Here is a 25,324-nt window from a genome sequence, read left to right as displayed (position 1 = left end):
ATTTCACTAACCATTTTTTAATTAGTAATGTCTATTAATCACATAGTAACACCATTAGATTCTGCAGAGCTCGATTCTAAAGAACAGTATGTGTTTTACCATAAAATGGTAGATTTTACTTTAAAAGAGCTTATTGTTAATGTGCAACGTCAGCAAATTTGCGACGATAAAGAAGTGGTATTTTTTAAACAGTATTGCGATTTGTTATTGTACTCTATTGAAGCCATGCGTATTAAATATATGTACGACGAAGAAGATAATATGAAAATTGATTTGACCGATTCTGGTTTTCCTAATTACTTAGAGTTTCGCTACTTGTTTAATGATCTGTCTTTACGAGCCGAATATTTAGATAAACTTATTCCAGCATCGATGCTTAAAGAAGAGTTCTTAGACACTTTAATGCGTAAAAAAGAACCAGTAAAAAAAAGTAAATTATTTCAGGCAGCATCTATTGTATATTACAAATCGGTTCAGCAAAAATTTATCTTTAATCGGTTTGTGCAAGGAAAAATTATTTCGGCACCAAAGCATAGTCAAGGAGAATTATTAATAAGCTGGAGCTTTTATGATGTGTCTTTAAACAGGCCATTTATCTGCTTTATGTATTTTGATTATGATGGTCAAAAATTTCTTGATTATAAAGATAAAGTTTATGAAGTGCTTAAAAATACAGCTGATAGAAATATGCCAATAGATACTATGGCGTATGCGATAGATAGAAAGCTGCCTAATATTTTTCCAAAGCATATAAAGCGCATAGATTTAGGACCTTTGCATAATGTCTTTGCTAAGGATGAAAATGAAATTACGCATGCTATTTTAAGTAGCATTAGTAAAAAGGAAATCCCTCTAGAATCGTATGCCATATCTCTAAAAGTAGATGAAGTATTTTCTGGGAGCGAATTTAAAGAAGGTGGTTTTTTTAGCAAGCAAACACTTCAAAACTGGAGCGATGTGGTAAAGCAACAATATGTATTTGCACCACATCGTATTATACAAATGCTCTATAATAAAACACCAGATATTATGAATAGGTTGGCAAAACCGCCTATTCAAATAGCTGATTTGAAAAATTAATAAATAAAAAGTTATCAGTTTCAGTCGCAGTATTCAGTGCTGCAAGCTGAGACCATGACTGAAAACTAAAACATGGAACACAACTCAACATTTCCAATAAAGCAAAACGAACTCGATGTACTTCGTGACGAAGCGACGTCGTATATAAAAAGTGTACAATGGGAACAAGGTCAACGAGCAAAGAATAAAGAAAACAATAGTAAAGACGAATCTATACTGTTGTATTTGTCTCGTGCACAAGGAGGCAATGGAGGTGTTGAAGTTACGTCTGTATCTAAAACTATTTTAGCATTAAAAAAGCGCTTGCTACCAAATTCTGTAGCCATTCCTATTCATTTAAATGAAACTTTATTTGCTGTACAAGAAGGAATAACATTAGGAATTTGGATAAAAGACAGCTATTACGATGCATCTGGATTGTCTAGTTTGAGTGAACGCAAATCTGTTCTAGATAATGCTGGAAAGCGTGAGTACGAAAGTAAAATGCACACAGCAACGGCGTTTATGTTATTTGCTACTGCGTATAATATTCTTCATAATTTAAAACCACATGCGTCTGATGATTTAAGTGTGATGAAAAACAAGTTTGCTGGTATTCCTGAAGTGTCATTTATGTCACCTCTTAAAGGAATTGCCTGCGCTTTGTATTATTACGATAAGTACTTAAGTCATCCAGATATTGTAAAGACAGATAAGGATGTTATTGATTTTACAGTGGTGTATTTTGAAGTATTGATTGACGAAATTCAATTGCGCAAAAGCACTTTGGAATACACCGAAACCATTCTCGATAGAACGTATAAACTTGAAAACTCAGATTTTGCGGTATCTGGTTGGGAAAATGTATTTCAAGGTGTAGCTAAAAGTGTCGAGTTCAATAAAATACAATTTGAACAAATAGTTGGTAACAGAGATGCAAAACATTTTGCTCGTCGTTTAACCGAACGCATGTTGAGCTACGATTTTGCAGTTCAAAAAAACCCATTCCAAGAATTAGGTGGCTTTATGCCAGTATTTATGGGATATGGAATTCCAGGTACTGGTAAAAGTATGTTGATTGCAGCTATTGCTACACGACTAAAAGAACATTGTGATAATCTAGATATTCCATTTTTATTTCATCCAATGCCAGATACGTTAATTAGTACATTTCAAGGTGGTTCAGCCGAGAAAATGGTAGAGTGGATGAAACCCTTACAAGACCCAACACGTTTAATTTTTGCTCCAATTGATGATGCCGAAAACAACTTGCAAGAGCGTACTGCGCAAGGGGTTTCTGCTGGTGTCAAGGAAGTAATTGGAGTGTTTTTAAGATATACAGAAGGTGCTTATGCTGTAAACTATGGAAATAGCTCTATTGGGTTATTTACTAACCTTCCTGAAATGCTAGATAAAGCTGTAATTTCGCGTGTACAAGGACGTTTTAAAATTGATGGCGCACGAACAGAGCACGATTTTTTAGATCAAGATCATTTATGGTGGCGAAAATTAGATGATACCATGCCAGATTTTGTAAACATGCAAGGACCAGAAAATTATAGCTACTTACAAGATCAAGGTTTGGTAAAAAATATGGGAGAAATCTTAAAGATTACTGATAAGCCAACTGAAGAACGTGTTTTAGAAGCCTATGATAAGGTAGAGAAGAGCTTTAAAACCAATCAGCATTTGTTTTACGCCAACTTGTATAAAGAAATTCAAAAGATTTTTCCTTTTTTCTCATCACGTGATGTTAGAAATATTCAAAGTGCAGTATCATTGCGTTTAACCGATTTTGATTTAGAAGAAGATTGGTTTGAAAACCCTGAAATATATTTTAAAAAAGATTACGATACCAAGTTTAATATGTTGCAGGAATTGATGCGAGCCAATATGAAAGGTTTGGATTTTTCTGAAGTAAGACGACAAGAAGTAGTACGCTATTTAGATAATGTAGCAACCATTGCAGATACTGATTTTAAACGAAAAGTGGATGCTAGAGTGAATCAATTAAATATTGATTTAGAGGCGAGAAGGAAGTTTGATGATAGAAATTAATGAGAGTCATTACGAGGAGCAAAGCGACGTGGTAATTTTTTATAAAGAAGTAGATTGTCACAGCAAATATTATTTGCTTCTCAATGACAATAAAATATTATGCAAAAACTAAAAGCAGCAAATTTATATAGAAGCGAACTCATTCCTGTTAGTGGGAAATTAGTTGAGCGTTATAACCTATGTCTTGAAAAATTGGGGTTTAAAAAAACAAAGCTCAAGTCGTTTTCTATTGATGGTTTGGGTTGGAGCCCTGAAATAGCAGAAGAAAAAAAGGACTTACATTATCTAAATCATGGTGAGGCCAATCCTCATGGCATCATCATTTCACCTTTGCAAAAAGGAAAGCCTGTATATGTGCCAACGCACACCTTCGATAAAGGTATGATGCAGCTCATTTTTAAGGAACATGGCGATGCGATTAACGATATTACTAGAGACTGTGCCATTTGTATAGATTTTGACCAACAAATAGATGCCTTTTTTGGCCCATTGGATGTGTTGAAATACGATACTGTTTCTATTAATTTTCACTTAATTAATAACCTGTATCATATTCAAGAAGAGCAGTTGCAATTGGTTGAAAAATTTAAAGAAGGCAATAATTTTGTCAATGAAACCATCCATCAAGAATTATTGGAATCAGCAAAAAAGCATGGCGATTTACGTCATCGTAAGTTATATTTAAAACCACTTACATTTCAAACCAATTCCTTTTTCACAAAAGCCTTTGGAGGTATTTATGTGTTACGTGATTTTATTTCACCAATTGTGGTGTTTGAAGATAAGGAAGCTCATAAAGAAGCCATAAAAGATACTCTACACGATGTATTGATTTATCATATTTCGCAACCAGAATTAATGAATAAATTAAAAGACCATCTTATAATTGAGTGTAATTTAGATGAGGTTGTCAAAGACAAACGTTATGAGCGTATTAAAAAAGTAATGTTATTCAACGAGTTAAAGAAAACAGAGCATCCTTATAAAGACATTTTAAATGATAAAGTGTTATTCCGTAGATATTTAAACAAAATCGATGCTACAGCTTTAAAACGAGTGACTGGTGTTGAGATTTATCTAGAACGTTTAGAGCGTAGTAATGCCTTTAAAATAGCCGATTTAGTTGATGAGGGTTTTTATTTCGCCTTGCACCAACCACATTCGTCGTTAGATGTAAAGCAATACGATTTGATTTGGAAGCTTTTAGTAAATGTATCACCTAAAGATGCACTGTTCTTGTATTGGTACGATAAAGAGCAGTTTTACAAGACTTACGAAACTTGGGATGAGTCGTTCCAAGATTGGGTAATTGAGACCATTAGTAACAATATTTAAAATTTATAGACTAACTTTATAGGAAGAACAGTCACTAAAAGTATAAGTTATGACCATTGAACTCATTGTATTTATCTCAGCCATTTTGTTTGGCGTGCTATTGTATTGGAGAGAATCCAATGGAAATGGCTTGTATCGTTTTGTAAATAAAATTGTTAATTCTAAAGAATTACAAATGAAAGATAGCGACAGAACAGGGTTTGTATTTCAACAAAAATTCTTGTTGCGTATAGTTTATGTTGCGTTTTTGTTTCTAATAGTGTCTTTAGTATTACAATTTTTTACACCATTTAAACCGTTTGGAAGTTACAATGGTGTATCAACATTTGCCTCTAGTGTAGTGGGAACTGTTATAGGAACGTATTTAGCAAATTTTGTGCTAAAATCTGGTAAAATTGTTGATGAAAAGAGTGGCACGTTAACAGATATGGTAAGTGAAACAATTGATAAAGGAAAAGAGTTTCTAGATGATATGACAAACAAAGATGAAGTTAAAGATATTATTGAAGAAACTTCAGAAGATAAAAACACACCTAATGAAGAAAAGAAAAGTGCTAGAGAGCGCTTAAAAGATAAAGGGTTTTTAAAATAAGATGATTAACAATAAGTTCCGATATATCATGATTGTGCTATTTGGTATTTTATTAATACTAGATTTTATTTATACTGTTAATTATGACAAGGTATTTTCATGGGAAAACGTGCTAGGACCTTTATCTAAAATACTGATGATTGTAGCAATGGTGTTAAGCATTAAGCACGTTAATAAACATGGTGAAAATTAAGATTAAATATTTTCGTCATTACTAGAAGTTTACGATGAAGTAATCTTTTAAATTAAAATTTTAAAATATTAAAAAACAGATTGCCACAACTTTTTTTAAAAGTTTCGCAATGACAAAAAATAAAAATGATTAAAAAATACTGGCAAAAAGGAAAGAATCAAAAAGTAATTACCATAATTGGTAGTATTGTTCTGCTATTGGTATTATTCATTCTTCGTGACGAATACCAACCATTCTTATTGTTTTTAAGAAAATTTATTTTCATCATTTTGCTATGTGGAAGCATTCTATTCTTATTACTTAAAAAGTTTAGACGTACACCAAGTTCTGGAAAACGTTTAGGTATTTTAGGATTGTTGGTGTTGATCTTCGGAATCATTTACATTATTGGTTGGCATTTTAAAATGTACGACTACATGAAAACCTACAATGTCTTTAACAACTTGAATAAAGTTGAAATTCATGAATTGCCATTAACGCAAAACGAACGCATACAGCCTTTGCGCAATATTTTCTCTATGGCAAACGAATCGGTAGGCGAAACCAAAGATGTATCCTTGCCTCATTTGGTTAGAGTTGATGGCGAAAACCAGTGGACCATGGCTATTCAGCCAACGGTAAAATATATTTGGCAACGTATAAGCGACAATACCGAAGAAGTGTTTTCGGTATCCAGTACCACACCTTTTCCGAGGTTTTCTAGTGAAAATAGAATTCCTGTAACCTTCTCCATAGGCGAATCCTTAAAGTTTAGTAGAAACACCTACAACGCAGTGGTACAACGCTTCGGAATTACAAAATTGTTTTCAACAGAGCCAGGAGATGTGTTTTATATGAAAAATGATGATGGTGAATGGGTTCAAGTCGTGAGTTTAATTAACTGGAAAGGTTTTTTCTTTCCATATCCAACGTTTGGAGGTGTGGTTATCATTGAAAATGGTGCTCATGATTTTAATGATTATATAGAGCGTGTATTTATTGGTAAAGGCACCTTTGTAAGTCCAGAGAATATGAAGAATTATCCGTTTTTAACAAAGCAAAATACCTTGTCTGAAAAAGTATCACGTTTACAAGCCGAGTCTTTAAAATTTCTTGGAGGGTTTAGCGACCCATTACCTTGGAATATGAAAACAGCAGTAAAAATTCCAGATTTACCAGACGACCAAAATCAGCAACCTTTTGTAACCGACTTTAATTTTGAAGGGTCGCCAACCAATGCTTACAGTGGGTTGTACCATTGGTTTGGATTAGAACCAGTAGGCGAGGAGCGAACCAGTTTAACCTTTAGCGTGTTTATTCCAGCCGATGGCACCGACAAACTGTATTACTACGACCATGCAGCTAAAAAACAAGGATATGCAGGCGTATCTGCCATGCCTTTAAAAGTGATAGAATCACGAAAGGAATTTGATTGGTCTGTAAACAAGCCTGTAGAGTTTAGACCTTATATTAAAGACATAGCTGGTAGAAAGCGTATGTTTTTTTTAGGAACTGTGTCTGCGGTTAAAGAAGATTCTGATAATTTTGATGGCTCAGCAACACCAGATTTAGCGTTGATTGATAGTGAATATCGTGATGTGGTTTGGATTGATGTAAAACGTCCAAGTACTTGGGATAAAACTGTATATGATCAACTATCTGAGGCATGGCGCTCTAGTGAAGGAATTGGTTATTATTACGAAGAAAAATCAACTGTTGATCTTGACCTAATTAAAGCAGTGACTGATACTATTAAAACGATTCCTAATACCAGTAAAAATCAAGAACAAATTGAGGTGTTGCAACGTAAGATTGATTCGTTGAAGAAGGCTAATAATTAGTTTGTCATTCCGCACTGGATGCGGAATCCACAATCAAAACTTTCTTATTGAAAATTATTATAACTTAATTAATAAAATATCCTGCTCCAAAAATATAAACACTACATAATATCAATTCACCTATTAGCAAAGCACTTATAAATATAGGGAGTTTTATTCTCAATGCTCCTGAGACATAGCAAATAACATCGGTTGGAACTATTGGAAAGAACGACCAAAATAAAATATAATAAAAGCCATATTTCCCAGAAAGTTTTTCTTTAATCAAACCTATTTTTTTGCTTTCGCTTTTAAAAAAGCTTGAAAACCCGAGTTTATCTGAGCAGTAGTATATTAATAACGAAGAACCTAAAATACCAATAAGTGACACAATTAACACCCAAATTAATTGATCTGGAAATAAAATAACACCAGCAAAAATTAAAGGTGTACTTGGCAATAACACAAAGCCTCTAAGCAAATGTATTAAGAAATATGTTACCCAAGCGTAACCACTAAACCTACTTATAAAGGCAGCAATAGTTTTATTTGTAAAAACGGAAGGGTCAGCAATATAAATTACTACACATATGGTTATAATACTAATCCATAGCCATTTTAATATATTTTGTGTCTTCTTGGTCATAGTTTGGTTTCTAATACGACGAAGACACCTTTAAAACGTTACAAGTTTTTTGTATTTTTTAAAAGTTCAATGCCATTTTAATATCGCTTCGTACATACGGACTATTATCTTCTACCGGAATTTCTTTAAAGCCAAATTTCTTATAAATGTAAATAGCGTTCTCTAATTTAGTATTAGAGTAAAGCATAAGTCCTTTAAAATTATTTGTCTTAGCAAAGTTTATACAATGCTGCATTAATTGCTGACCAATTTTTAATCCTCTATGCTTTGGTGAAACTGCCATTTTGGTAAGTTCAAATAAGTTTTTGGTTTTTGTTGGCATTAAAGCCACAGTGCCAACAACATCATTATTTAGTTTGGCAAAAAATATGTAACCTCCTTTGTCTATAATATATTTTTCGGGTTTACTTAAAACTTCTTCATCTATGGGCTCTACATAAAAATATGTGTTGAGCCATTCAATATTCAAATCATAAAAGTTTTTTGAGTAAATCGAGTCAAAAGGAACAATTTTAAAAGACATAACTGTATAGGAATTAAAGCGCGAAGTTATTTAGTATTTTTCTGAAAGTTTAAATTTTAACAAAACTTTTATTACAAATTTTGTAAGCTGTAACTACTGTAAACATAAGCATTTAGACAATTTTATATTTTTTATTTGACTTTGATTATTAATTACCGACATCCAAACTTTTTTGTTAGTCGTATATAATGCTGAATGAGTTTTAGTTACTAATTGTTAATTACATGGTTATAATTATTTACTCATTACAACAACAAGCATTAAAGTTTTATTTAGATTTAAAAAGTATTTAACAAACAATTTATTATTATTATGGAAAACAAAGCTGCAGACAACAATAGAAGCTTAAAGGTAATTTTAAGCATCGCAGTACTATTATTAGTAGGTACAGCATTTTACTCATATTCGTTATACAACGAAAGTGTTGATACTAAAAAACAATTAACTGAAGAAAAAGAACTAGTATTAAAAGACCTTAACAATATGGCAGCGCAATTTGATGTTGCTATTGGCGAAAACGAAGTAGCAAACAAAAAATTAGTTGAAGCTAGAGAGCGTATTAAAGGTTTAATGGATTCTTTAAAAATTTCTGAAAACTCAGTTAGAAGTTTATGGAGGTATAAAAAGAAATTTTTAGACCTTCAATCTGAAATGGATGTAATTTTAGCAGAAAACGATTCTTTAAAAGTAGAAAATGTATTGTTAGCATCGTCTTTAGATAGTACTAAAATAGAGCTTGAATCTACAACTATGTTTAACGATTCGTTATTAGTTCAAAATTCTGAACTTGCTGATATCGTTGAAAATGCAGCAGTATTAACAGCCGCTAAACTTGAAGGTTATGGTGTATTGGTACGTACATCTGGAAAATTGGTTCCAATGGAAAGAGCTAGAAGAGTCGATAAAATTAGAGTGTGCTACACCGTAGCTAAAAACAACTTGGTAGAAAAAGGTGATAAAGAATTTTTTGTTCAGGTATTAGACCCTCAAAGCAATGTGTTAGGATTAAACGAACAAATAAAGTTTGATGAAACCACATTAAACTACAGCTTAATTAGCAAGTTTAATTACGAATCAAGAAATTTAGATGTATGTGAGTTTGTTGATGCAAGAGGTGCTGATAAATTTGCTTCAGGACGTTATGTAGTGAACGTTTTCGACCAAGAAAATTTAGTATCTTCTACAGAGTTTACACTTAAATAATATCATATTTATTTATTTATTTATGATATAGAAAATGCCTTAGCCTATTAGCTAGGGTTTTTTTTATGAGATTACTTTTCCAGCAAGAATAACTGAGTCTATATGGTTATTTCCAAAAGCATAGGGTAAAAAACCATAACTGGGAACCTCTTTCGTTATTATGAGGTTAGCCTTTTTACCTTTTGTAATACTACCACATTCGTTAGATAACCCCATAGCATAAGCACCATTTATGGTTGCAGCATTAATGGCTTCCTCAGGAGTCATTTTCATTTTTATACAAGCAGTACTTACAACAAAGTTCATGTTTCCGCTGGGTGTTGAACCTGGATTATAATCGGTTGCTAAAGCTAAAGGCAAGCCAGCATCTATTAATTGTCTTGCTGGTGTATATGGAATACTTAAAAAATAGGAACAAGAAGGTAATGCCACAGGTATTGTATTGCTTCCTTTTAACGAAGTAATATCAGCTGTATTCAATTCTTCTAAATGATCTACAGATAAGGCATTGTGTTTTACACCGAGTGCTACACCACCAAAGGCATTAAATTGGTTGACATGAATCTTTGGAATTAGATTATATTGTTTTCCTGCTTTTAAAATACGTTCGGTATCTTCTAGCGAAAAATACCCTTTTTCACAAAACACATCAATATAATCTGCTAAATTTTCCTTGGCAACTTTAGGAAGCATGTCGTTTATCACTAAATCTAAATATTCATTTTTTTTGTTTTTAAACTCTGATGGCAGTGCGTGAGCACCTAAAAACGTTGTTTTTACAAGTAAAGGAAAATTTTTTTCAATGCGTTTGGCCACACGAAGCATTTTAAGTTCAGCTTCGGTAGTTAATCCATAACCAGATTTTATTTCGAGCGCTCCAGTACCCAGTTTCATTACTTCTTTTACTCGAATGATAGATTGCTTGTATAATTCATCTTCTGATGTGTTTTGTAGTGTCTTTGCCGAATTTAGAATACCACCACCTCGATTAGCAATTTCTTCATAGCTTAAGCCATTAATTCTATCAACAAATTCCTGTTCTCTATTTCCAGCATAGACTATGTGAGTATGAGAATCGCACCAACTAGGTAATACCATTTTGCCTTTAGCGTTAATCTGCTTATCTGCCTTTGTGTTTGGCAAGTCTTTCATCTCTCCAAAATCAGTAATTACATCATTTTCAATAACAAGAAATGCGTTTTTAAGACTTGGTAAGTGTTTCATCTCTTTACCAGAAACTTTGTTAACTGAAGCATCTCTAATCTGTAGTAATTCTTTAATATTGGTGATTAATGTTGTCATTGAGAGTTTCTAGAATTCTGTTATGCGATAAATTTATAATAAATAAGAAGTTTTATCAATTATATTTTAATTTAGTTGTTTACTTTTTTAACGACTTACAGAATATTAAAAGCATAAATTTCATGAAAACCATAGGGCTAATTGGAGGTATTACACCTCAATCTACCATTCTTTATTATCAAATACTAAATGACTTAGCTAATAAGGAGTTTGGCGGAAATCATTCTTGCAAGACAATTATATACTCTTTAGATTTTGGAGAAATAGCAAAACTTCAATCGCAAGGTGATTGGGATACGTTAGATAAAATCATGTTAGAAGCTGGGAAAAGTTTAGAAAAAGCAGGAGCAGATCTTATAATTATTTGTGCTAATACCATGCATTTATCTATTGAGGCTATTAAAAGTGTGGTTGTAATTCCTGTGATTCATATAGCAGAAGCTACAGCAGAGAAAATTAAAGAACAACAAATTGAGAAAGTATTGTTACTTGGAACAAGATATACAATGGAGAAAGATTTTTTTAAAGTTATTTTAGTTTCAAATGGTATAGACGTTATTGTTCCAAATGAAGCAGAACAACAAAAAATACACGATGTAATTTATTCTGAATTAGCTAAAGGAATTATAAATGATGCATCTAAACAAATTTATTTGCAAATAATAGAAAAATTAGTTGCTAAAGGCGCAAAAGGTGTAATTTTAGGCTGTACCGAAATACCTTTACTAATTCAACAAAGTGATGTTTTGGTTCCTGTGTTTGATACTACCAATATTCATGCAAATGCAGCATTTAATAGCGCTTTAAACTTTTAACACTATGAATGCGAACTTTGCTTTTTTAAATTCTTTTGCCAATATTGATGAAGCAGCTTTTGATAAGCTTAAAAACATATCTTCCTATAAAGTTTTAAATAAAAATGAGATTATTGCAAAAGAAGGCGAAGCTCCTCTAGCAAAAGTTTACATGCTAATTTCTGGTATTATGAGAGCCTATATTAATGTAGAATCTGGAAAGCAGCATAATAAAAAAATATTTGTACCAAGATCTTTTGTTGGTGCTTTAACAGCTATTATTACTAACAAACCTTCAAAATTTACTTATCAAGCACTAACTAACTGCGAAGTTTTTGAGATTGATTTTACAGCTTTTTTGAGGCTATGTGAAACAGATATTGCATTTTCAAATTTATATAATCGAATTCTTGAAAATGTATTTATAGAATATGAGAGAAGAAGTCTTGAACTAATGACCTTAAACGCCACACAACGCTATCTTAAGTTGCGACAACGGATTGCTAACATTGATGATTTAATTCCGCAATTTCAAATAGCCTCTTTTTTAAATATTACACCAGTACAATTAAGTAGGATTAGAAAAAAGCTAAACTATAAACATATGTTAATGAAGAATTAGTAAAGGAATAATACTTTTATATTCTCATATTACATAATAATACCTAAGAAAAGATTAATAGCTAACTAACCAATTGAAAAAAAGCAGGAAACGTTTTATGTTTTCCTGCTTTTTGCATTTTATTTATGTTTAGCATTAAATTAGACAAATGCTATTTTAAACCTCCAACCATATCTTCTGGTTTTACCCATTCGTCGTAATCTTTAGCGGTAACATACCCTAAATTAATAGCTTCTTCTTTTAAAGTTGTTCCGTTTTTATGAGCTGTATTGGCAATTTCAGCAGCTTTATAATATCCTATTTTTGTATTTAATGCTGTAACTAACATTAGCGAATTATTTAATAACTCTTTAATGACAGCATGATTTGGTTCTATACCTGAGGCACAATTTACATCAAAGCTTACACAAGCATCACCAAGTAACTGAGCCGATTGTAGCAAGTTTGAAGCCATCATGGGTTTAAATACATTTAACTCATAATGACCTTGAGTACCACCAATAGTTACGGCCACATCATTACCCATAATTTGAGCACAAACCATTGTTAAAGCTTCGCATTGGGTTGGGTTAACTTTTCCTGGCATAATAGAACTTCCTGGTTCGTTAGCAGGAATAATGATTTCGCCAATACCACTTCTAGGACCTGAAGCCATCATTCGAATATCGTTAGCAATTTTATTAAGCGACACAGCTATTTGCTTTAAAGCACCATGCGATTCAACAATGGCATCGTGAGCAGCCAAGGCTTCAAACTTATTGTATGCAGTTATAAAAGGTAAACCTGTAAACTCTGCAATATATTCTGCAACTCGTTTAGCATAACCTTTTGGTGTATTTAGTCCTGTGCCTACGGCAGTTCCACCTAAAGCTAATTCACTTAAATGTGGTAAGGTGTTTTCTAATGCTTTTAAACCATGATCTAATTGCGATACGTAGCCAGAAAATTCTTGTCCCAAAGTTAAAGGTGTGGCATCCATTAAGTGGGTGCGACCAATTTTAACCACATCTTTAAAGGCTTCTGATTTTTTTTGAAGCGTATCTCGTAGTTGTGTAACTCCAGGAATGGTGTTTTCTACAATTTTTTTGTAAGTCGCAATATGCATTCCTGTAGGAAAGGTATCGTTTGACGATTGCGATTTGTTAACATCATCATTTGGTTGAATCGTTTTTTCGCCTTCACCAATTACTTTTCCAGCTATTTGATGTGCTCTATTAGCTATAACCTCGTTAACATTCATATTACTTTGTGTTCCCGAACCAGTTTGCCAAATTACTAATGGAAATTGATCATCATGTTTTCCTTCTAAAATTTCATCACAAACCTGAGCAATTAAATCACGTTTTTCAATAGCTAATACTCCTAACTCACAGTTGGTGTAAGCTGCCGCTTTTTTTAAGTAAGCAAAGCCGTAAACAATTTCTAGCGGCATTGATGCAGGTGCACCAATTTTAAAGTTATTTCTTGAACGTTCAGTTTGAGCTCCCCAAAGTTTATCAGCAAGAACTTTAACTTCACCCATGGTATCTTTTTCTATTCTGTAACTCATTATTTTTTGATGATTTATTTTAAGTTGCAAATTTACGTCATTTCAGCAACATTTTTAATGTCAAATGTCATTGTTTTGTGTGCTAAATCATAAAGTTTTAAACACTTTATTCATATTTTAGAATTATACATTAAATAAATCTTATATTCGGTTTCAAAATTTAAAAACTGACAATAACATTCATTATGAAACTCAAACACATTCTCTTTATTGTAGCTTTTATTGGGCTATTTACTAATGGTTTTACACAATCTAACCAAGATGAAAAAATATTAGCTCAAATACGAACGGAAGGCTTTTTAAATACGCAAGCTATGTCGATGCTTCAAGAGTTAAGTGATGTTTACGGACAGCGTTTAACAGGCTCTAGAGAGTATTTTTCAGCAGCCACTTGGATATCTAATAAAATGAAAACATTAGGCTTGCAAAATGTGCATTTTGAAAATTACTGCGATAACTGCCGTGGTTGGAGTATGAAGAGTTTTAATGTAGAAATGACCTCGCCTAATTTTATGCACATCAATGCGTATCCATTGGCTATGAGTAAAAGCAGTAATGGAACTGTAGAAGGAGAACTCGTGCATATAAAAAGCTTTAGAGATATGGATGCTGTGAGGCAGCAATATGGCGGAAACTTACAAGGAAAAGTAGTATTGTTAGGTACAGAACCTAGAAAAGCATCGCTTACAGAATCAGTGTCTAAACGTTATAGTGAAGAAGAACTAGAAAAAATGGAAAGCAAACTAGTTCCACAAACTAAGCAAACACCCTTGCCAGAGTTGTTTGAAGGTTGGAAAACTAGTGATGTTTACGATAAGGAATTTCTAGAATTTGTAGAAGCCGAAGGCGCTTTGGCTGTCTTGAAATCACGTTCTATTTTGTTAGGAATATTGCATCCAGATGGTACCTATTACTACCAAACAGGTGCTTTAAAACCATTGCCTTACTTTACAATTATGCCAGAGCATTTCGGACGTTTAGCACGAATGATTAAGCTAGGAGTGACACCAAAAATAAAACTGAATCTTGACACCGAATTTTATAACGAACAAGAGAATAACGTTAATATTATAGGCGAATTAACAGGAACAGACGCTAAATTAAAGTCAGAAACCATTTTAATAGGAGCTCATTTTGATTCTTGGCACTCTGGTACTGGAGCTACAGATAATGGTGCTAACAGTGTGGTACTGGTTGAAGCCTTACGAATACTAAAAGCCATTGAATACAAACCAAAACGCACGCTTAGAATGGGACTTTGGGGAGGCGAGGAGCAAGCCTTTTTAGGCTCTGCTGCGTATGCAAGACAACATTTTGGAGAGCTTAATGAAAAGCCAAATAAAGCTTCAAAGAAAATATCTGCATATCTAAATTTAGATAATGGTGCAGGCGCCATTAGAGGCTTGTACTTGCAAAAAAATGAGCTGGCACGACCAGTTTTTGAAAACGTGTTTGAACCAATAGATAATTTAAGCGAAGGTGCTTTAACGATTGAAAACACTTTATCGACAGATCATGAAACGTTTGACCATTATAACATTCCATCGTTTCAGTTTGTACAAGATGAACTAGCTTATGGTAATGTGACACACCATACGCAGTTAGATGTTTTGGAGTATGTACCAGAAGAAGATATTATGAAGAACGCGGTTATTTTAGCGTGGACGATTTATAAGTTATCTGAAAACGATGTCATGGTACCTAGGAAGGTGAGGGATTAAATTATATAGTTAATAAAATAATTAGGTTTAAGCCTAATAGTTTATTGACTTTGTATAGCTAAAATATAACTTCGCCTATCGGTTGATAAAATCAATTAAAACTGAGTTTATTTTAGCCGTTGTAACACAATTTACAACTACACTACAAAATTCATATTTTTAATCTAAATACAATTTATATTATTGAAACTAATTATTGATTTTATCTTAATCGTTGGTATTGTTTTAAATATAATTACACTTTTAAAATTATTTAAGACAAAAAATAATCAATTACCAAAGAAAATACTTATCATATTTTGGTTTTTTATTCTTTTTATCTTAATTCATTTTTATGGCTTACTTCACAAGTTAAACTTCCTTTTAATACCAACTTTTTTATTAGAAAATGGCTCAAGACTTATATTAGCTGTACTAATATACCTATATGTGAAATCACTTTTTGAAAACGAAAAGAATTTTATAGTAAAATATTTTGCTCATCTTATGCCGTTTGTTCTTTATGTATTTTTATATACTTTACCTTCTTCTTTGAACTATGCCACTGGCAAAAATATTTTTCCTTATATACAAATTATAAATACGTACATAAATTTGGCTTTGATAAAAGATTTCTATGGTCTCATTTATTTGTTGTTGTCTTTAAATGTTTACAATAAATATGAGCCAAGATTAAAACAGTTTTTTTCAAGTTTTAAAGAAGAGGATTTTATATGGATTAAGAAATTTATAATGTTATTTTTAGTAGCTATAAGTGTTGATTTAATTATTACAATTTCTGAAATATATTTTGGGTATAATGTTGAATGGGATGCTTATATTACGTTGTTTTTTGTTATTATAGCTATGAGTTACCTAGGATATTTTGGTCTTACTCAAAAAACAATGTTTTTAACTGAAATCATTTTAGATCAACCCACATTGGTAAAAGGTGATTACAATCAAAAAATAATAAATCAAAAAGAAGAAAACGAGTTAACATTAAAATTAGAAAAACTTTTTAATGAAGATAAAGTTCATCTACAATCAGACTTAAATTTGAATGATTTATCTCAGAAATTGCAAATTAGTAGCAGAAAATTATCAGCATTTTTAAATGATGATTTATACACAAACTTTTATGAAAAAGTAAATTATCATCGTGTTGAAGAAGCAAAAAATATGTTAGCAACAGACAAAGTACTTCAATATAAAATTACTGCTATAGGGGAATTATGTGGATTTAACTCGAAAAGTAGTTTTTATCGAATTTTTAAAAAATCAACAGGCTATTCCCCTTCAGAATATAGACGTTTTTTTCTAAAAAAATAGTCTCACTGCACGCATTGAGACTGGAAAATTTTAGGTTTACGTAACCTTAAGTTGATATTTGCGCCTTATTAACAACAATCAAAAAACATAATCATGAAAAAATTTTATCTACTAACTGTATTTGTAATTTTCAGTTCATGCAACATGAAAATATCCACGGAACAGGCTTATCAATCATCTCATCAAGAAATGATTTATGCAATCAAAAATGTGAATATCATTCCAATGACCACAAAAAATACAGTCATTAAAAATGCAACTGTTGTCATAAAAGAACATAAAATTTATTCAATTAATAAGTCAATACCAAAAAATGCCACCATTATTGAAGGGAAAAATAAATGGTTAATTCCTGGGCTTATTGATATGCACGTTCATACATTATCAGATGGAACTCCTTTTGTGATGTACCCAACAAAAGGTCCATTGGTAAGTTTCAATACACAATACAACATGACGCCATATATTGCAAATGGAGTTACAACTGTTTTTGAATTAGGAGCAAGACCTGAACATATAGGGCAACGTAATGAAATTATTAGAGGAGATGTTATTGGACCACGAATAGCCTTAGCTAAAGTAATTGGTGGAAATAAGTCTAACCTTACAGCTAAAACCCCTTCTGATGGAAGAAATGCAGTACGTTTTGCTAAAGAAGAAGGCTATGAGTTTATAAAAGTTTATACTTGGTTAAATGAAGAAACCTTCAAAGCAGTTGTAGATGAAGCTGAAAAACAAAACATGAAAGTTGTTGGTCATATTCCAGTCGCATTTAAAGGAAAACAAGCCAAAGATTTTTTTATTCCTAATTTCGGTTTAATTGCTCACGCTGAAGAATTATCAAAACAAACAGATAATTACAGCTACAAAAAAGCACAAGAATTTGCGCGTTTAGCAAAAGAGAATAGTACTTGGTTAATTCCAAACTTGTCCAATATGGTTGCCATTGAACAACAAGCCAAATCACTACAAAATATTGAAAATTTACTAGGTTTTAAGTACGTACACCCATTGATGCAAAACAAATGGCTAATGTCTAATAGTTATCATGGAGTTTCAGATGATTTAATAGCATATTATAAAGAGTTAATTGACTTTCACATCCTTATTGTGAAAGCTTTTAAAGAAGCTGGCGTGCCTATGGTTGCAGGAACTGATGCTGGAATTTCTGGTATTGTTTTGGGATTTTCACTTCATGAAGAGTTAAAACTATTAGTAGAAGCTGGTTTAAAGAATGCAGAAGCTTTAGCTTCTGCAACAAGATTAGGTGCTCAATGGCTTGGAATTGATGACAAAATAGGAACTATTGAAGTTGGTAAGTTTGCAGATTTAATTTTACTTAATGAAAATCCTTTAGAAAAAATCAGTAATACAAGCAAAATTTCAAGTGTCTTTGTGAATGGTAAGTGGATTGATAGAAATAAAATTGACACTATGCTTTCAGATGTCGAGAATTGGAATAATGATAATAAAGAAAAGTTTGACTGGAAAGAACTCTTGAATAGTTTAAAAAATTAATTAAAAATTGTGCCTAATAATGTGTATAATTAATTGCTACGGAATTTGCTTAAGTAAATAACGGAAAATAACTCAGGTCTTTTCCCAGAGCTAATCATATACAAAACCAACAAGCGCAACACCAAAACATCAAAGTTCATATCCTGTTAATAAATTTGAAATTTGCTATTGTATAACAATATTTCTTAACTTATCTTTGTACACAGTTTAAAATAAGACACCACAATTATGTTTGAATTTGACCAATATTTAGGATTTTTAGCATTTTTAACCATTTTAACCATTGGGTTTTGGTTAATGATATTTTTATTAACCTTTGTTATTCCTTACTGGATTGGAGGTGCTTTTATTGAAAGAATGAAAGAAATTAAAGCTGAAAAGAAAGCAAAACGCGAAGCATTAACACAATAATTTTGTGTTTAACTATATAAAAAAAGGAAGCTATTAAGCTTCCTTTTTTAGTTTGTATATGTTTTTGGTTTAGAACATCATTTCTTCGTCGCCACCCATGTCTTGTCTGCTTGGTCTTTGACGTTGTTTTTTCTGATTAAATCTATAGGTAAACGATAGGTTAAAACTACGTTGTCTCCATCTGTATTCTCCATAACTATAATAAGTTGGTGTAAAAGTTTCTGACTGACGTTTCATGCTATTAAATAAATCACTTACCCTAACCGAAATAGAGCCTTTATCTTTAAAGACATCTTTACTAAAAGCCATATTTGTAAATAAAACACCTTCGCTTTTAGATTGGGCTGTTTCACTTGGTCCTCTGTACGATAAGGTAGTTTGCCAATCTATTTTTCCAGGTAAGGTGTATTTATTACTTAAACGCGCTCTATAACTCACATTTTCATTATCAAAACTCAAGCCATTGTAATCACCCCTGTCAATAGATTTAAAGAAGTTAAAATCGCCATTAATACGCCATTTTCTATTCGGACTATAGGTTAGGTTAAACTCATATCCAAAACGATCGTTGGTGGCTAAATTTATAGGAGATCTTTTTAAAACGTTTACATCTCTACCATTTATTTCTTCCGTTTCACCAGTATCAAACTGTACAAAACTCCATGTGTCTTTTGAATGCGTATGATAAATAGAAGTACTTAGTACAAATTTTCCAAAACGGTTTAAGTAACCTAAATCGTAAGTTCCAGAATAGGTGGGATCTAAATCTGGATTTCCTGCAAATATATTTGTGATACTAGACCTTGACGGAAACGGATTTATCATTCGCGAACGCGGACGACGCAGTCTTCTACTGTACCCTAAAGTAATGTTTTCACTTTCACTTATTTCAAAATTCAGGTTAATTGTTGGGAATAAACCTGTATAATTTTTCTTTTTATAATCACCACTGGTTGGTTGGTCAATAGTAATTCTAGTGTTTTCCATACGCAACCCTAACAAGAAAGAAAACTTGTTAAATTTTGTACCATATTGTGTATAGACAGCATTAACATCTTCTTTGTAATTTAAAACATTTGAAAGATTAGTATCAATCTCAAAGGCATTAGTATTTGAATCTAATTTCTCGACCGTATAATCTGTAATGTTATCTTGAAAACTTCCCCTATACCCTAATTCAAACTGAGTATTCTCTCCAATTGGTAATACATAATCTGATTGTAGTAAAATGCGTTCTTGGTTATTTAAAGTTGTAACTGTTTCAGAAAAAATACCATCAACAATCACATCAGATGCTTCGTCTTCGTCACTTTCTTCATATTGAAACTCGGCAGTAAACTTGCCACTGTTTTTAAAGTTTTTAGTAAAATTACTTGTGTATTGAATGGTTTTATTATTTTCTTTTTCTGGATCTAAGCGAAAATTTTCATCTTCTAACACTTTATTTTCATCAAAGAAAAATATTTTGTTAAGAGTAGTGCTCTCATTGTCACTATCTCTATATACAATAGAGTTTGTAAAAGAAGCAGAATCGTTTATATACCACTCAACACCAAAATTGGTATTAAAGCCTTTTCTAATACGTTCAGTTTCTCTGTATTCATCTTTAAATGTATCTGGATTATCAATAATTAAGTCGCCTGTATTTTCGTCAAATTCCTTGTTAAAAAAGCGATCAAAAGACAAAGAGTTTCCAGGAGAATTACTATACCTATATCCAGAGGTGTTAAAAATGTTTATATCTCCAGTTCTATAGTTCACATTTCCTGAAGCTCCATAAGAATCTGGATGACCAGCATTTAAAGTCATAGCGCCATTAAACCCTTGTAGCTTGCTACGACGTAAAATAATATTTAAAATACCTGCAGTTCCTTCAGATTCGTACCTTGCAGAAGGCGAAGTAATAACTTCGACTTTTTCAATAGATTCAGCAGGTAGTTGGCGTAACGCATCAGTGGAGTTTAAACCAACTAATCCAGACGGTTTACCGTTAATTAAAATACGAACGTTATCGTTACCACGTAAGGCTACATTACCTTCTACATCTACCGAAACAGAAGGTACATTGTCTAACACATCGCTTACGGTTCCACCGCTTACTGTTAAATCTTTACCTACGTTATATATCTTTTTGTCTAGTCTTATTTCTACAGTCGTTTTTTCAGCAATAACTTCTACAGCTTCTAATGCTTGAGAATCTACTTGCATTTCGAAAGTACCAAGATTGACATCTTCTAATAATTGACGATCAGCTAAAGTAATTTTTTTAAACGAAATATATTCTATAGAAATATCATAAACTCCAGCAGGAACAGGAATACTAAAGTTCCCTTTAGTATCAGTAATTCCACCAGTAACAATTTTATTTTGTTGCTTGCTAAAAAAAGCAACGGTTGCGTATTCAAGAGGTTCTTTGGTTTCTTGGTCAATAACTTTACCAGAAATTTTTACATCTTTTAACTCAGAAGAAGGACCTGGTCTTTGTTGAGCAAATACATTAGTTACAAATAATCCTATGAAAAGGATGGTTAGAGATAGTTTGTTCATGTGTGATTTTTTGCAATTTAGACCGCAAAAGTAGCCGAAGGTTTAACCTGGTTTGGTTAAACTTATGTTAAAAGAAATTAACTATTTGTTAATTAATTTCTTTAAATAGTTAAACAAAACTATAATATTTCAATAATTTTCTCTGGTGGACGACCAATAACTGCTTTACTGTCATTAATTACTATAGGCCTTTCAATGAGTTTTGGATTATTAACCATGGCTTCAATGATTTCATTATCAGTTAAATCTTTGCCCTTGTACTGCTCTTTCCAAATGGCTTCATTTTTTCTAACTAAATCTATAGGTGTAATACCTAACATTCTTATAATGTCTTTCAACTCTTGCTTATTTGGTATATCTTCTAAATATTTAACAATTTCAAAGTTTTTACCTGAGTCTTCTATTATTTGTAGTCCTTGTCGCGACTTACTGCATCTGTTGTTATGGTATATTTTTATCATTTTATAAGTTTTTATCTTCAGTTTTTTGTCCCATCATCATTAAATATGCTTTTAAAAAGCTATCAATGTTGCCATCCATAATAGCATCAACATTTCCTGTTTCATGACCTGTTCTCACATCTTTAACTAATTTGTATGGATGCATTACATAATTGCGTATTTGGCTTCCCCATTCAATTTTCATTTTTCCAGCTTCAATATCCTCACGTTGTGCCATTTGTTTCTGCAATTCAATTTCATACAATTGCGATTTTAACATTTGGAGCGCTCTTGCACGATTATCATGTTGCGAACGTGTTTCAGAACATTGAATTTGAATCCCAGAGGGTTTATGTAATAACTGTACTTTAGTTTCTACTTTATTAACGTTTTGTCCTCCTGCACCACTGGAGCGTGCTGTTGTAATTTCAATATCAGCAGGATTAATGTCAATTTCTATTGTATCATCAACCAAAGGATATACATACACTGAGGCAAAACTAGTATGGCGTTTTGCATTACTGTCAAACGGAGAAATACGCACCAAACGGTGCACACCATTTTCACCCTTTAACCAACCAAAAGCATAATCGCCTTCAATTTCTAGGGTAACGGTTTTAATGCCTGCAACATCGCCTTCTTGAAAGTTAAGTTCTTTTACTTTAAAGCCATTTTTTTCAGCATACATTAAATACATACGCATCAACATACTAGCCCAATCGCATGATTCAGTACCACCAGCGCCAGCTGTAATTTGTAAAACAGCACTTAATGAATCGCCTGGTTCTGAGAGCATATTTTTGAACTCTAATTTTTCAATGAGATCTAAGGCTTTATTGTATCTGCTTTCAACATCTTCGGCAGTGGCTTCGTCTTCTTTAAAGAATTCATAAATTACTTCAAGATCTTCAATTAGAGTTTTTGATGTTTTATAGTCCTGAACCCAACTTTTTTTCTCACGAATTGACTTCATTACTATTTCTGCTTGTTTCGAATCATTCCAGAAATCTGGGTCAAATGTTTGCTCTTCTTCGTTTTGAATTTCTATAAGTTTGGCATCTATGTCAAAGATAGTGCCTTAGTTTGTCAAGGCGTGTATTGAGATCTTTTATTTGATCGGATGTTATCATAATTACATTTTCAACAAAAATAGAATTATTAAATGTTGTTTAAAACAATATCATCAAGTTTATTAATGAATTTTTTGGCTTTTAAGTCCTAATTAATTTATGTAGATTTATAACCTGTTTTTTAAACATACTTTTTTCACAACCAACAACAATAATACATGAAAAAGCTTATTATTTTAGCAGTAATTGCTATAACAACCAGTTTTTCTTTTGCTCAAAACAGCAAGGACAAAGCGCTTAAGAATTATGAAGGATATTTTAATTTTTCATATAACGAATCTGAAGACAAAATTTTATTAGAAGTTAAAGACTTAGATAAAGAATTCCTTTATGTAAGTTCATTATCTAGTGGAATAGGTTCAAACGATTTAGGATTAGATAGAGGGCAATTAGGAGGTGAACGAGTAGTGAAATTCATTAAAACTGGAAACAAATTACTGTTAATTCAACCAAATTTAGATTATAGAGCGCTGACCGATAATGCTTTAGAGCGTATGAGTATAGAGCAAGCGTTTGCAAAATCCGTTTTATTTGGATTTCCAATTAAAGAAGAAAATAACGGTGTTTATATTGTGGATTTAACACCATTTTTAATGCAGGATACACATGGTGTTACTAATAGATTGAGAGGTTCTGGAGAAGGATCATACAGCTTAGATAAAAGCAAGAGTGCTATGTGGCTCCCAAGAACGAAAGCATTTCCAAAAAATGTAGAATTTGATGTCATGCTAACTTTTAGCGGACGACCAACAGGGCGTAATTTAAGAAGCGTAACACCTACAGCATCATTAGTAACAGTAAATCAGCATCACTCATTTGTTGAGCTGCCAGATAATAATTACCAACCGCGTGAATTTGATCCAAGAAGCGGAGCTATTTCAATGTCCTACATGGATTATGCAACACCAGTGCAAGAGCAAATTAGAAAACGTTATGTAGTTCGTCATAGATTACAAAAAAAGAATCCAGGAGCTTCCAAAAGTGAGGTTGTTGAGCCAATCATATATTATTTAGATAATGGAACACCAGAACCTATTCGTTCTGCATTGTTAGATGGTGCCAAATGGTGGAATCAGGCTTATGAAGCGGCAGGATTTATAAATGCATTTCAGGTGAAAATGTTACCAGATGATGCCGATCCTATGGATTGCAGATATAATGTGATTCAATGGGTACATCGCTCTACAAGAGGATGGAGTTATGGAGGTAGTGTAACTGATCCACGAACAGGCGAAATTATTAAGGGTCATGTAAGTTTAGGAAGTTTAAGAGTGCGTCAGGATTTTTTAATTGCTCAGGCATTATTAAACAAACCATTTGCAGAACGTGATGACAATTACCAACCAATGTTGGACATGGCCTTGGCGAGAATCAGACAGTTAAGTGCACACGAAGTAGGTCATACTATCGGGTTTGCTCATAATTTTGCGGCAAGTACTAACGGAAGAGCTTCTGTGATGGATTATCCACATCCAACCATTACGCTTAAAAATGGAGAAGTAGATTTAAGTAATGCGTATGCAGTTGGTATTGGCGTTTGGGATAAAGTAACGGTTAAATATAGTTATGCCGAATTTGACAAAGGTGCTGATGAAAGAGAAGAATTAAACAAGATTTTAGACCAAGCTAAAAACGATGGACTTCGTTTTATTACCGATAGTGATGCAAGGGCACAAGGTGGTGCACATGCTTTAGCACATCTTTGGGATAATGGAAAAACCGCTGCCGAAGAATTAAATAATGTATTGGCAGTTAGAAAAAAAGCAATCACCAATTTTTCAGAAGATAATATTCGTACAAACGAGCCTTACTCTATGTTAGAAGATGTATTTGTACCACTGTATTTCTTTCATCGTTATCAAACTGAAGCAGCGGCAAAAGTTGTTGGAGGATTAGATTATAACTATGTGGTAAAAGGTGATGGACAGATGACTGTGAAAAATGTTGATGTATCAGCTCAAAAAGAAGCACTTAACACCTTATTGAAAACTATCGATGCGAATACATTGGCTATTCCAAAGCATAAACTGGAATTATTTCCACCAAGAGCCATGGGTTATGGTAGAAGTAGAGAGTCTTTTAGAGGGAAAACAGGAGTCGCTTTCGATCCGTTAAGTGCAGCATCAACAGCAAGTGATATGACATTAAAATTATTATTACATCCGCAGCGTGCTAATAGAATGATCCAGCAAAAAAGTTTAGACAAAAAGCAGTTAGGTCTTGAGGACATGTTAAATACACTTATTGATAATTCGTTCAATAAAACTCATAAAGATGCCTATTTAGCTGAAGTACAACAAATGATTAATCAAAATGTATTAAAGTACATTATGAACCTTGCTGTTAGTGATCAATCATTTTTCCAAGTAAAGGCTATTGCAAACAAAGCGATTAGAGATATAGCGATGAAATCGTTGAGTTTTGATGATGCTTATAAAATGCAATATACTTTAATGATGAAACAGTTTAGTGATAATCCAAAAGAGTTTAAGTTACCTTCAGTTCCTGAAGTACCTGATGGTTCACCAATTGGAAGTGATATGTGTAATTACAACCCAAATTAATTTAATT

General features: G+C 32.5%; 21 protein-coding genes. 14 read left to right on the top strand and 7 right to left on the bottom strand.

Annotated elements, in window-relative coordinates:
• Positions 1-27 precede the first annotated feature (27 nt).
• From E5167_RS11780 to E5167_RS11760, 6 genes are all read left to right on the top strand, one after another.
• Positions 28-1,080, top strand: coding sequence for a hypothetical protein (locus E5167_RS11780; protein WP_136844332.1), 1,053 nt, complete (start codon positions 28-30; stop codon positions 1,078-1,080).
• A 72-nt stretch (positions 1,081-1,152) separates the two neighbouring features.
• Positions 1,153-3,117 (top strand): AAA family ATPase, encoded by a 1,965-nt coding sequence (locus E5167_RS11775; RefSeq protein ID WP_136844330.1) that lies wholly within the window; start codon positions 1,153-1,155, stop codon positions 3,115-3,117.
• Between the two features lie 99 nt (positions 3,118-3,216).
• A complete protein-coding gene (locus E5167_RS11770; RefSeq protein WP_136844328.1) occupies positions 3,217-4,452 on the top strand; it encodes a DUF6638 family protein in 1,236 nt (411 codons plus the stop codon).
• Between the two features lie 49 nt (positions 4,453-4,501).
• Positions 4,502-5,044, top strand: coding sequence for a hypothetical protein (locus tag E5167_RS11765; protein WP_136844326.1), 543 nt, complete (start codon positions 4,502-4,504; stop codon positions 5,042-5,044).
• 28 nt (positions 5,045-5,072) lie between these two features.
• Positions 5,073-5,237 (top strand): hypothetical protein, encoded by a 165-nt coding sequence (locus E5167_RS15430; protein ID WP_169301421.1) that lies wholly within the window; start codon positions 5,073-5,075, stop codon positions 5,235-5,237.
• A gap of 125 nt (positions 5,238-5,362) precedes the next feature.
• Positions 5,363-7,057 carry a hypothetical protein gene (locus E5167_RS11760; RefSeq protein WP_136844324.1) on the top strand — a complete coding sequence of 565 codons (1,695 nt, stop codon included), beginning with the start codon at positions 5,363-5,365 and terminating at the stop codon, positions 7,055-7,057.
• A 64-nt stretch (positions 7,058-7,121) separates the two neighbouring features.
• On the opposite strand, the gene E5167_RS11755 is transcribed toward E5167_RS11760, so the two are convergent.
• Complete coding sequence (locus E5167_RS11755; protein ID WP_136844323.1) at positions 7,122-7,682, bottom strand: TVP38/TMEM64 family protein; 561 nt, start codon at positions 7,680-7,682, stop codon at positions 7,122-7,124.
• 58 nt (positions 7,683-7,740) lie between these two features.
• Entirely contained in the window at positions 7,741-8,205 is a 465-nt protein-coding gene (locus E5167_RS11750) for a GNAT family N-acetyltransferase (protein ID WP_136844321.1), read from the bottom strand.
• A gap of 312 nt (positions 8,206-8,517) precedes the next feature.
• Between E5167_RS11750 and E5167_RS11745 the strand changes: the two genes are divergently transcribed.
• Positions 8,518-9,408 carry a chromosome partitioning protein ParA gene (locus E5167_RS11745; protein WP_136844319.1) on the top strand — a complete coding sequence of 297 codons (891 nt, stop codon included), beginning with the start codon at positions 8,518-8,520 and terminating at the stop codon, positions 9,406-9,408.
• Positions 9,409-9,471: 63 nt separating this feature from the next.
• Here E5167_RS11745 and hutI read toward each other — a convergent pair whose 3' ends face one another.
• Complete coding sequence (gene hutI, locus E5167_RS11740; RefSeq protein WP_136844317.1) at positions 9,472-10,710, bottom strand: imidazolonepropionase; 1,239 nt, start codon at positions 10,708-10,710, stop codon at positions 9,472-9,474.
• 122 nt (positions 10,711-10,832) lie between these two features.
• On the opposite strand from hutI, the gene E5167_RS11735 reads away from it, so the two are divergent.
• Complete coding sequence (locus tag E5167_RS11735; protein ID WP_136844315.1) at positions 10,833-11,525, top strand: aspartate/glutamate racemase family protein; 693 nt, start codon at positions 10,833-10,835, stop codon at positions 11,523-11,525.
• Positions 11,526-11,529: 4 nt separating this feature from the next.
• Entirely contained in the window at positions 11,530-12,126 is a 597-nt protein-coding gene (locus tag E5167_RS11730; RefSeq protein ID WP_136844313.1) for a Crp/Fnr family transcriptional regulator, read from the top strand.
• 151 nt (positions 12,127-12,277) lie between these two features.
• On the opposite strand, the gene fumC is transcribed toward E5167_RS11730, so the two are convergent.
• Positions 12,278-13,675 (bottom strand): class II fumarate hydratase, encoded by a 1,398-nt coding sequence (gene fumC / locus E5167_RS11725; protein WP_136844311.1) that lies wholly within the window; start codon positions 13,673-13,675, stop codon positions 12,278-12,280.
• 185 nt (positions 13,676-13,860) lie between these two features.
• Here fumC and E5167_RS11720 point away from each other — a divergent pair, with 185 nt between their 5' ends.
• The 4 genes from E5167_RS11720 (at position 13,861) to E5167_RS11705 (ending at position 18,636) form a co-directional block, all read left to right on the top strand.
• Positions 13,861-15,396 carry a M28 family peptidase gene (locus E5167_RS11720; protein ID WP_136844309.1) on the top strand — a complete coding sequence of 512 codons (1,536 nt, stop codon included), beginning with the start codon at positions 13,861-13,863 and terminating at the stop codon, positions 15,394-15,396.
• A gap of 183 nt (positions 15,397-15,579) precedes the next feature.
• Entirely contained in the window at positions 15,580-16,707 is a 1,128-nt protein-coding gene (locus E5167_RS11715; protein ID WP_136844308.1) for a helix-turn-helix domain-containing protein, read from the top strand.
• Positions 16,708-16,851: 144 nt separating this feature from the next.
• Entirely contained in the window at positions 16,852-18,225 is a 1,374-nt protein-coding gene (locus E5167_RS11710) for an amidohydrolase family protein (RefSeq protein ID WP_239021993.1), read from the top strand.
• A gap of 228 nt (positions 18,226-18,453) precedes the next feature.
• On the top strand, positions 18,454-18,636 hold the full coding sequence (locus tag E5167_RS11705; RefSeq protein ID WP_136844303.1) for a hypothetical protein: 183 nt from the start codon (positions 18,454-18,456) through the stop codon (positions 18,634-18,636).
• Between the two features lie 69 nt (positions 18,637-18,705).
• Here E5167_RS11705 and E5167_RS11700 read toward each other — a convergent pair whose 3' ends face one another.
• From E5167_RS11700 to prfB, 3 genes are all read right to left on the bottom strand, one after another.
• Positions 18,706-21,183, bottom strand: a complete 2,478-nt coding sequence (locus tag E5167_RS11700; RefSeq protein ID WP_136844301.1) for a TonB-dependent receptor domain-containing protein — start codon at positions 21,181-21,183, stop codon at positions 18,706-18,708.
• Between the two features lie 119 nt (positions 21,184-21,302).
• Positions 21,303-21,644 carry an arsenate reductase (glutaredoxin) gene (gene arsC / locus E5167_RS11695; RefSeq protein WP_136844299.1) on the bottom strand — a complete coding sequence of 114 codons (342 nt, stop codon included), beginning with the start codon at positions 21,642-21,644 and terminating at the stop codon, positions 21,303-21,305.
• Between the two features lies 1 nt (position 21,645).
• Positions 21,646-22,753 (bottom strand): peptide chain release factor 2 gene (prfB, locus tag E5167_RS11690; protein ID WP_136844298.1). Its coding sequence is split into 2 segments (ribosomal slippage): positions 21,646-22,689 and positions 22,691-22,753, totalling 1,107 coding nucleotides; the frame shifts between segments, so codons are not numbered across the junction.
• Positions 22,754-22,911: 158 nt separating this feature from the next.
• Here prfB and E5167_RS11685 point away from each other — a divergent pair.
• Complete coding sequence (locus E5167_RS11685; RefSeq protein ID WP_136844296.1) at positions 22,912-25,317, top strand: zinc-dependent metalloprotease; 2,406 nt, start codon at positions 22,912-22,914, stop codon at positions 25,315-25,317.
• The last annotated feature ends 7 nt before the right edge of the window (positions 25,318-25,324 follow it).

The organism is Pontimicrobium aquaticum (assembly GCF_005047595.1).
In the GTDB taxonomy this organism is placed as follows: Bacteria; Bacteroidota; Bacteroidia; order Flavobacteriales; family Flavobacteriaceae; genus Pontimicrobium; species Pontimicrobium aquaticum.
Note: the sequence above shows the minus strand (reverse complement) of the source record. Positions and strands in the feature narration are given on the sequence as shown.

Excerpts from the sequence above, each read along its gene's own strand:
- E5167_RS11780 (WP_136844332.1), top strand. The coding sequence starts at position 28 with ATGTCTATTAATCACATAGTAACACCATTAGATTCTGCAGAGCTCGAT.
- E5167_RS11775 (WP_136844330.1), top strand. The coding sequence starts at position 1,153 with ATGGAACACAACTCAACATTTCCAATAAAGCAAAACGAACTCGATGTA.
- E5167_RS11770 (WP_136844328.1), top strand. The coding sequence starts at position 3,217 with ATGCAAAAACTAAAAGCAGCAAATTTATATAGAAGCGAACTCATTCCT.
- E5167_RS11765 (WP_136844326.1), top strand. The coding sequence starts at position 4,502 with ATGACCATTGAACTCATTGTATTTATCTCAGCCATTTTGTTTGGCGTG.
- E5167_RS15430 (WP_169301421.1), top strand. The coding sequence starts at position 5,073 with ATGATTGTGCTATTTGGTATTTTATTAATACTAGATTTTATTTATACT.
- E5167_RS11760 (WP_136844324.1), top strand. The coding sequence starts at position 5,363 with ATGATTAAAAAATACTGGCAAAAAGGAAAGAATCAAAAAGTAATTACC.
- E5167_RS11755 (WP_136844323.1), bottom strand. The coding sequence starts at position 7,682 with ATGACCAAGAAGACACAAAATATATTAAAATGGCTATGGATTAGTATT.
- E5167_RS11750 (WP_136844321.1), bottom strand. The coding sequence starts at position 8,205 with ATGTCTTTTAAAATTGTTCCTTTTGACTCGATTTACTCAAAAAACTTT.
- E5167_RS11745 (WP_136844319.1), top strand. The coding sequence starts at position 8,518 with ATGGAAAACAAAGCTGCAGACAACAATAGAAGCTTAAAGGTAATTTTA.
- hutI (WP_136844317.1), bottom strand. The coding sequence starts at position 10,710 with ATGACAACATTAATCACCAATATTAAAGAATTACTACAGATTAGAGAT.
- E5167_RS11735 (WP_136844315.1), top strand. The coding sequence starts at position 10,833 with ATGAAAACCATAGGGCTAATTGGAGGTATTACACCTCAATCTACCATT.
- E5167_RS11730 (WP_136844313.1), top strand. The coding sequence starts at position 11,530 with ATGAATGCGAACTTTGCTTTTTTAAATTCTTTTGCCAATATTGATGAA.
- fumC (WP_136844311.1), bottom strand. The coding sequence starts at position 13,675 with ATGAGTTACAGAATAGAAAAAGATACCATGGGTGAAGTTAAAGTTCTT.
- E5167_RS11720 (WP_136844309.1), top strand. The coding sequence starts at position 13,861 with ATGAAACTCAAACACATTCTCTTTATTGTAGCTTTTATTGGGCTATTT.
- E5167_RS11710 (WP_239021993.1), top strand. The coding sequence starts at position 16,852 with ATGAAAATATCCACGGAACAGGCTTATCAATCATCTCATCAAGAAATG.
- E5167_RS11705 (WP_136844303.1), top strand. The coding sequence starts at position 18,454 with ATGTTTGAATTTGACCAATATTTAGGATTTTTAGCATTTTTAACCATT.
- E5167_RS11700 (WP_136844301.1), bottom strand. The coding sequence starts at position 21,183 with ATGAACAAACTATCTCTAACCATCCTTTTCATAGGATTATTTGTAACT.
- arsC (WP_136844299.1), bottom strand. The coding sequence starts at position 21,644 with ATGATAAAAATATACCATAACAACAGATGCAGTAAGTCGCGACAAGGA.
- E5167_RS11685 (WP_136844296.1), top strand. The coding sequence starts at position 22,912 with ATGAAAAAGCTTATTATTTTAGCAGTAATTGCTATAACAACCAGTTTT.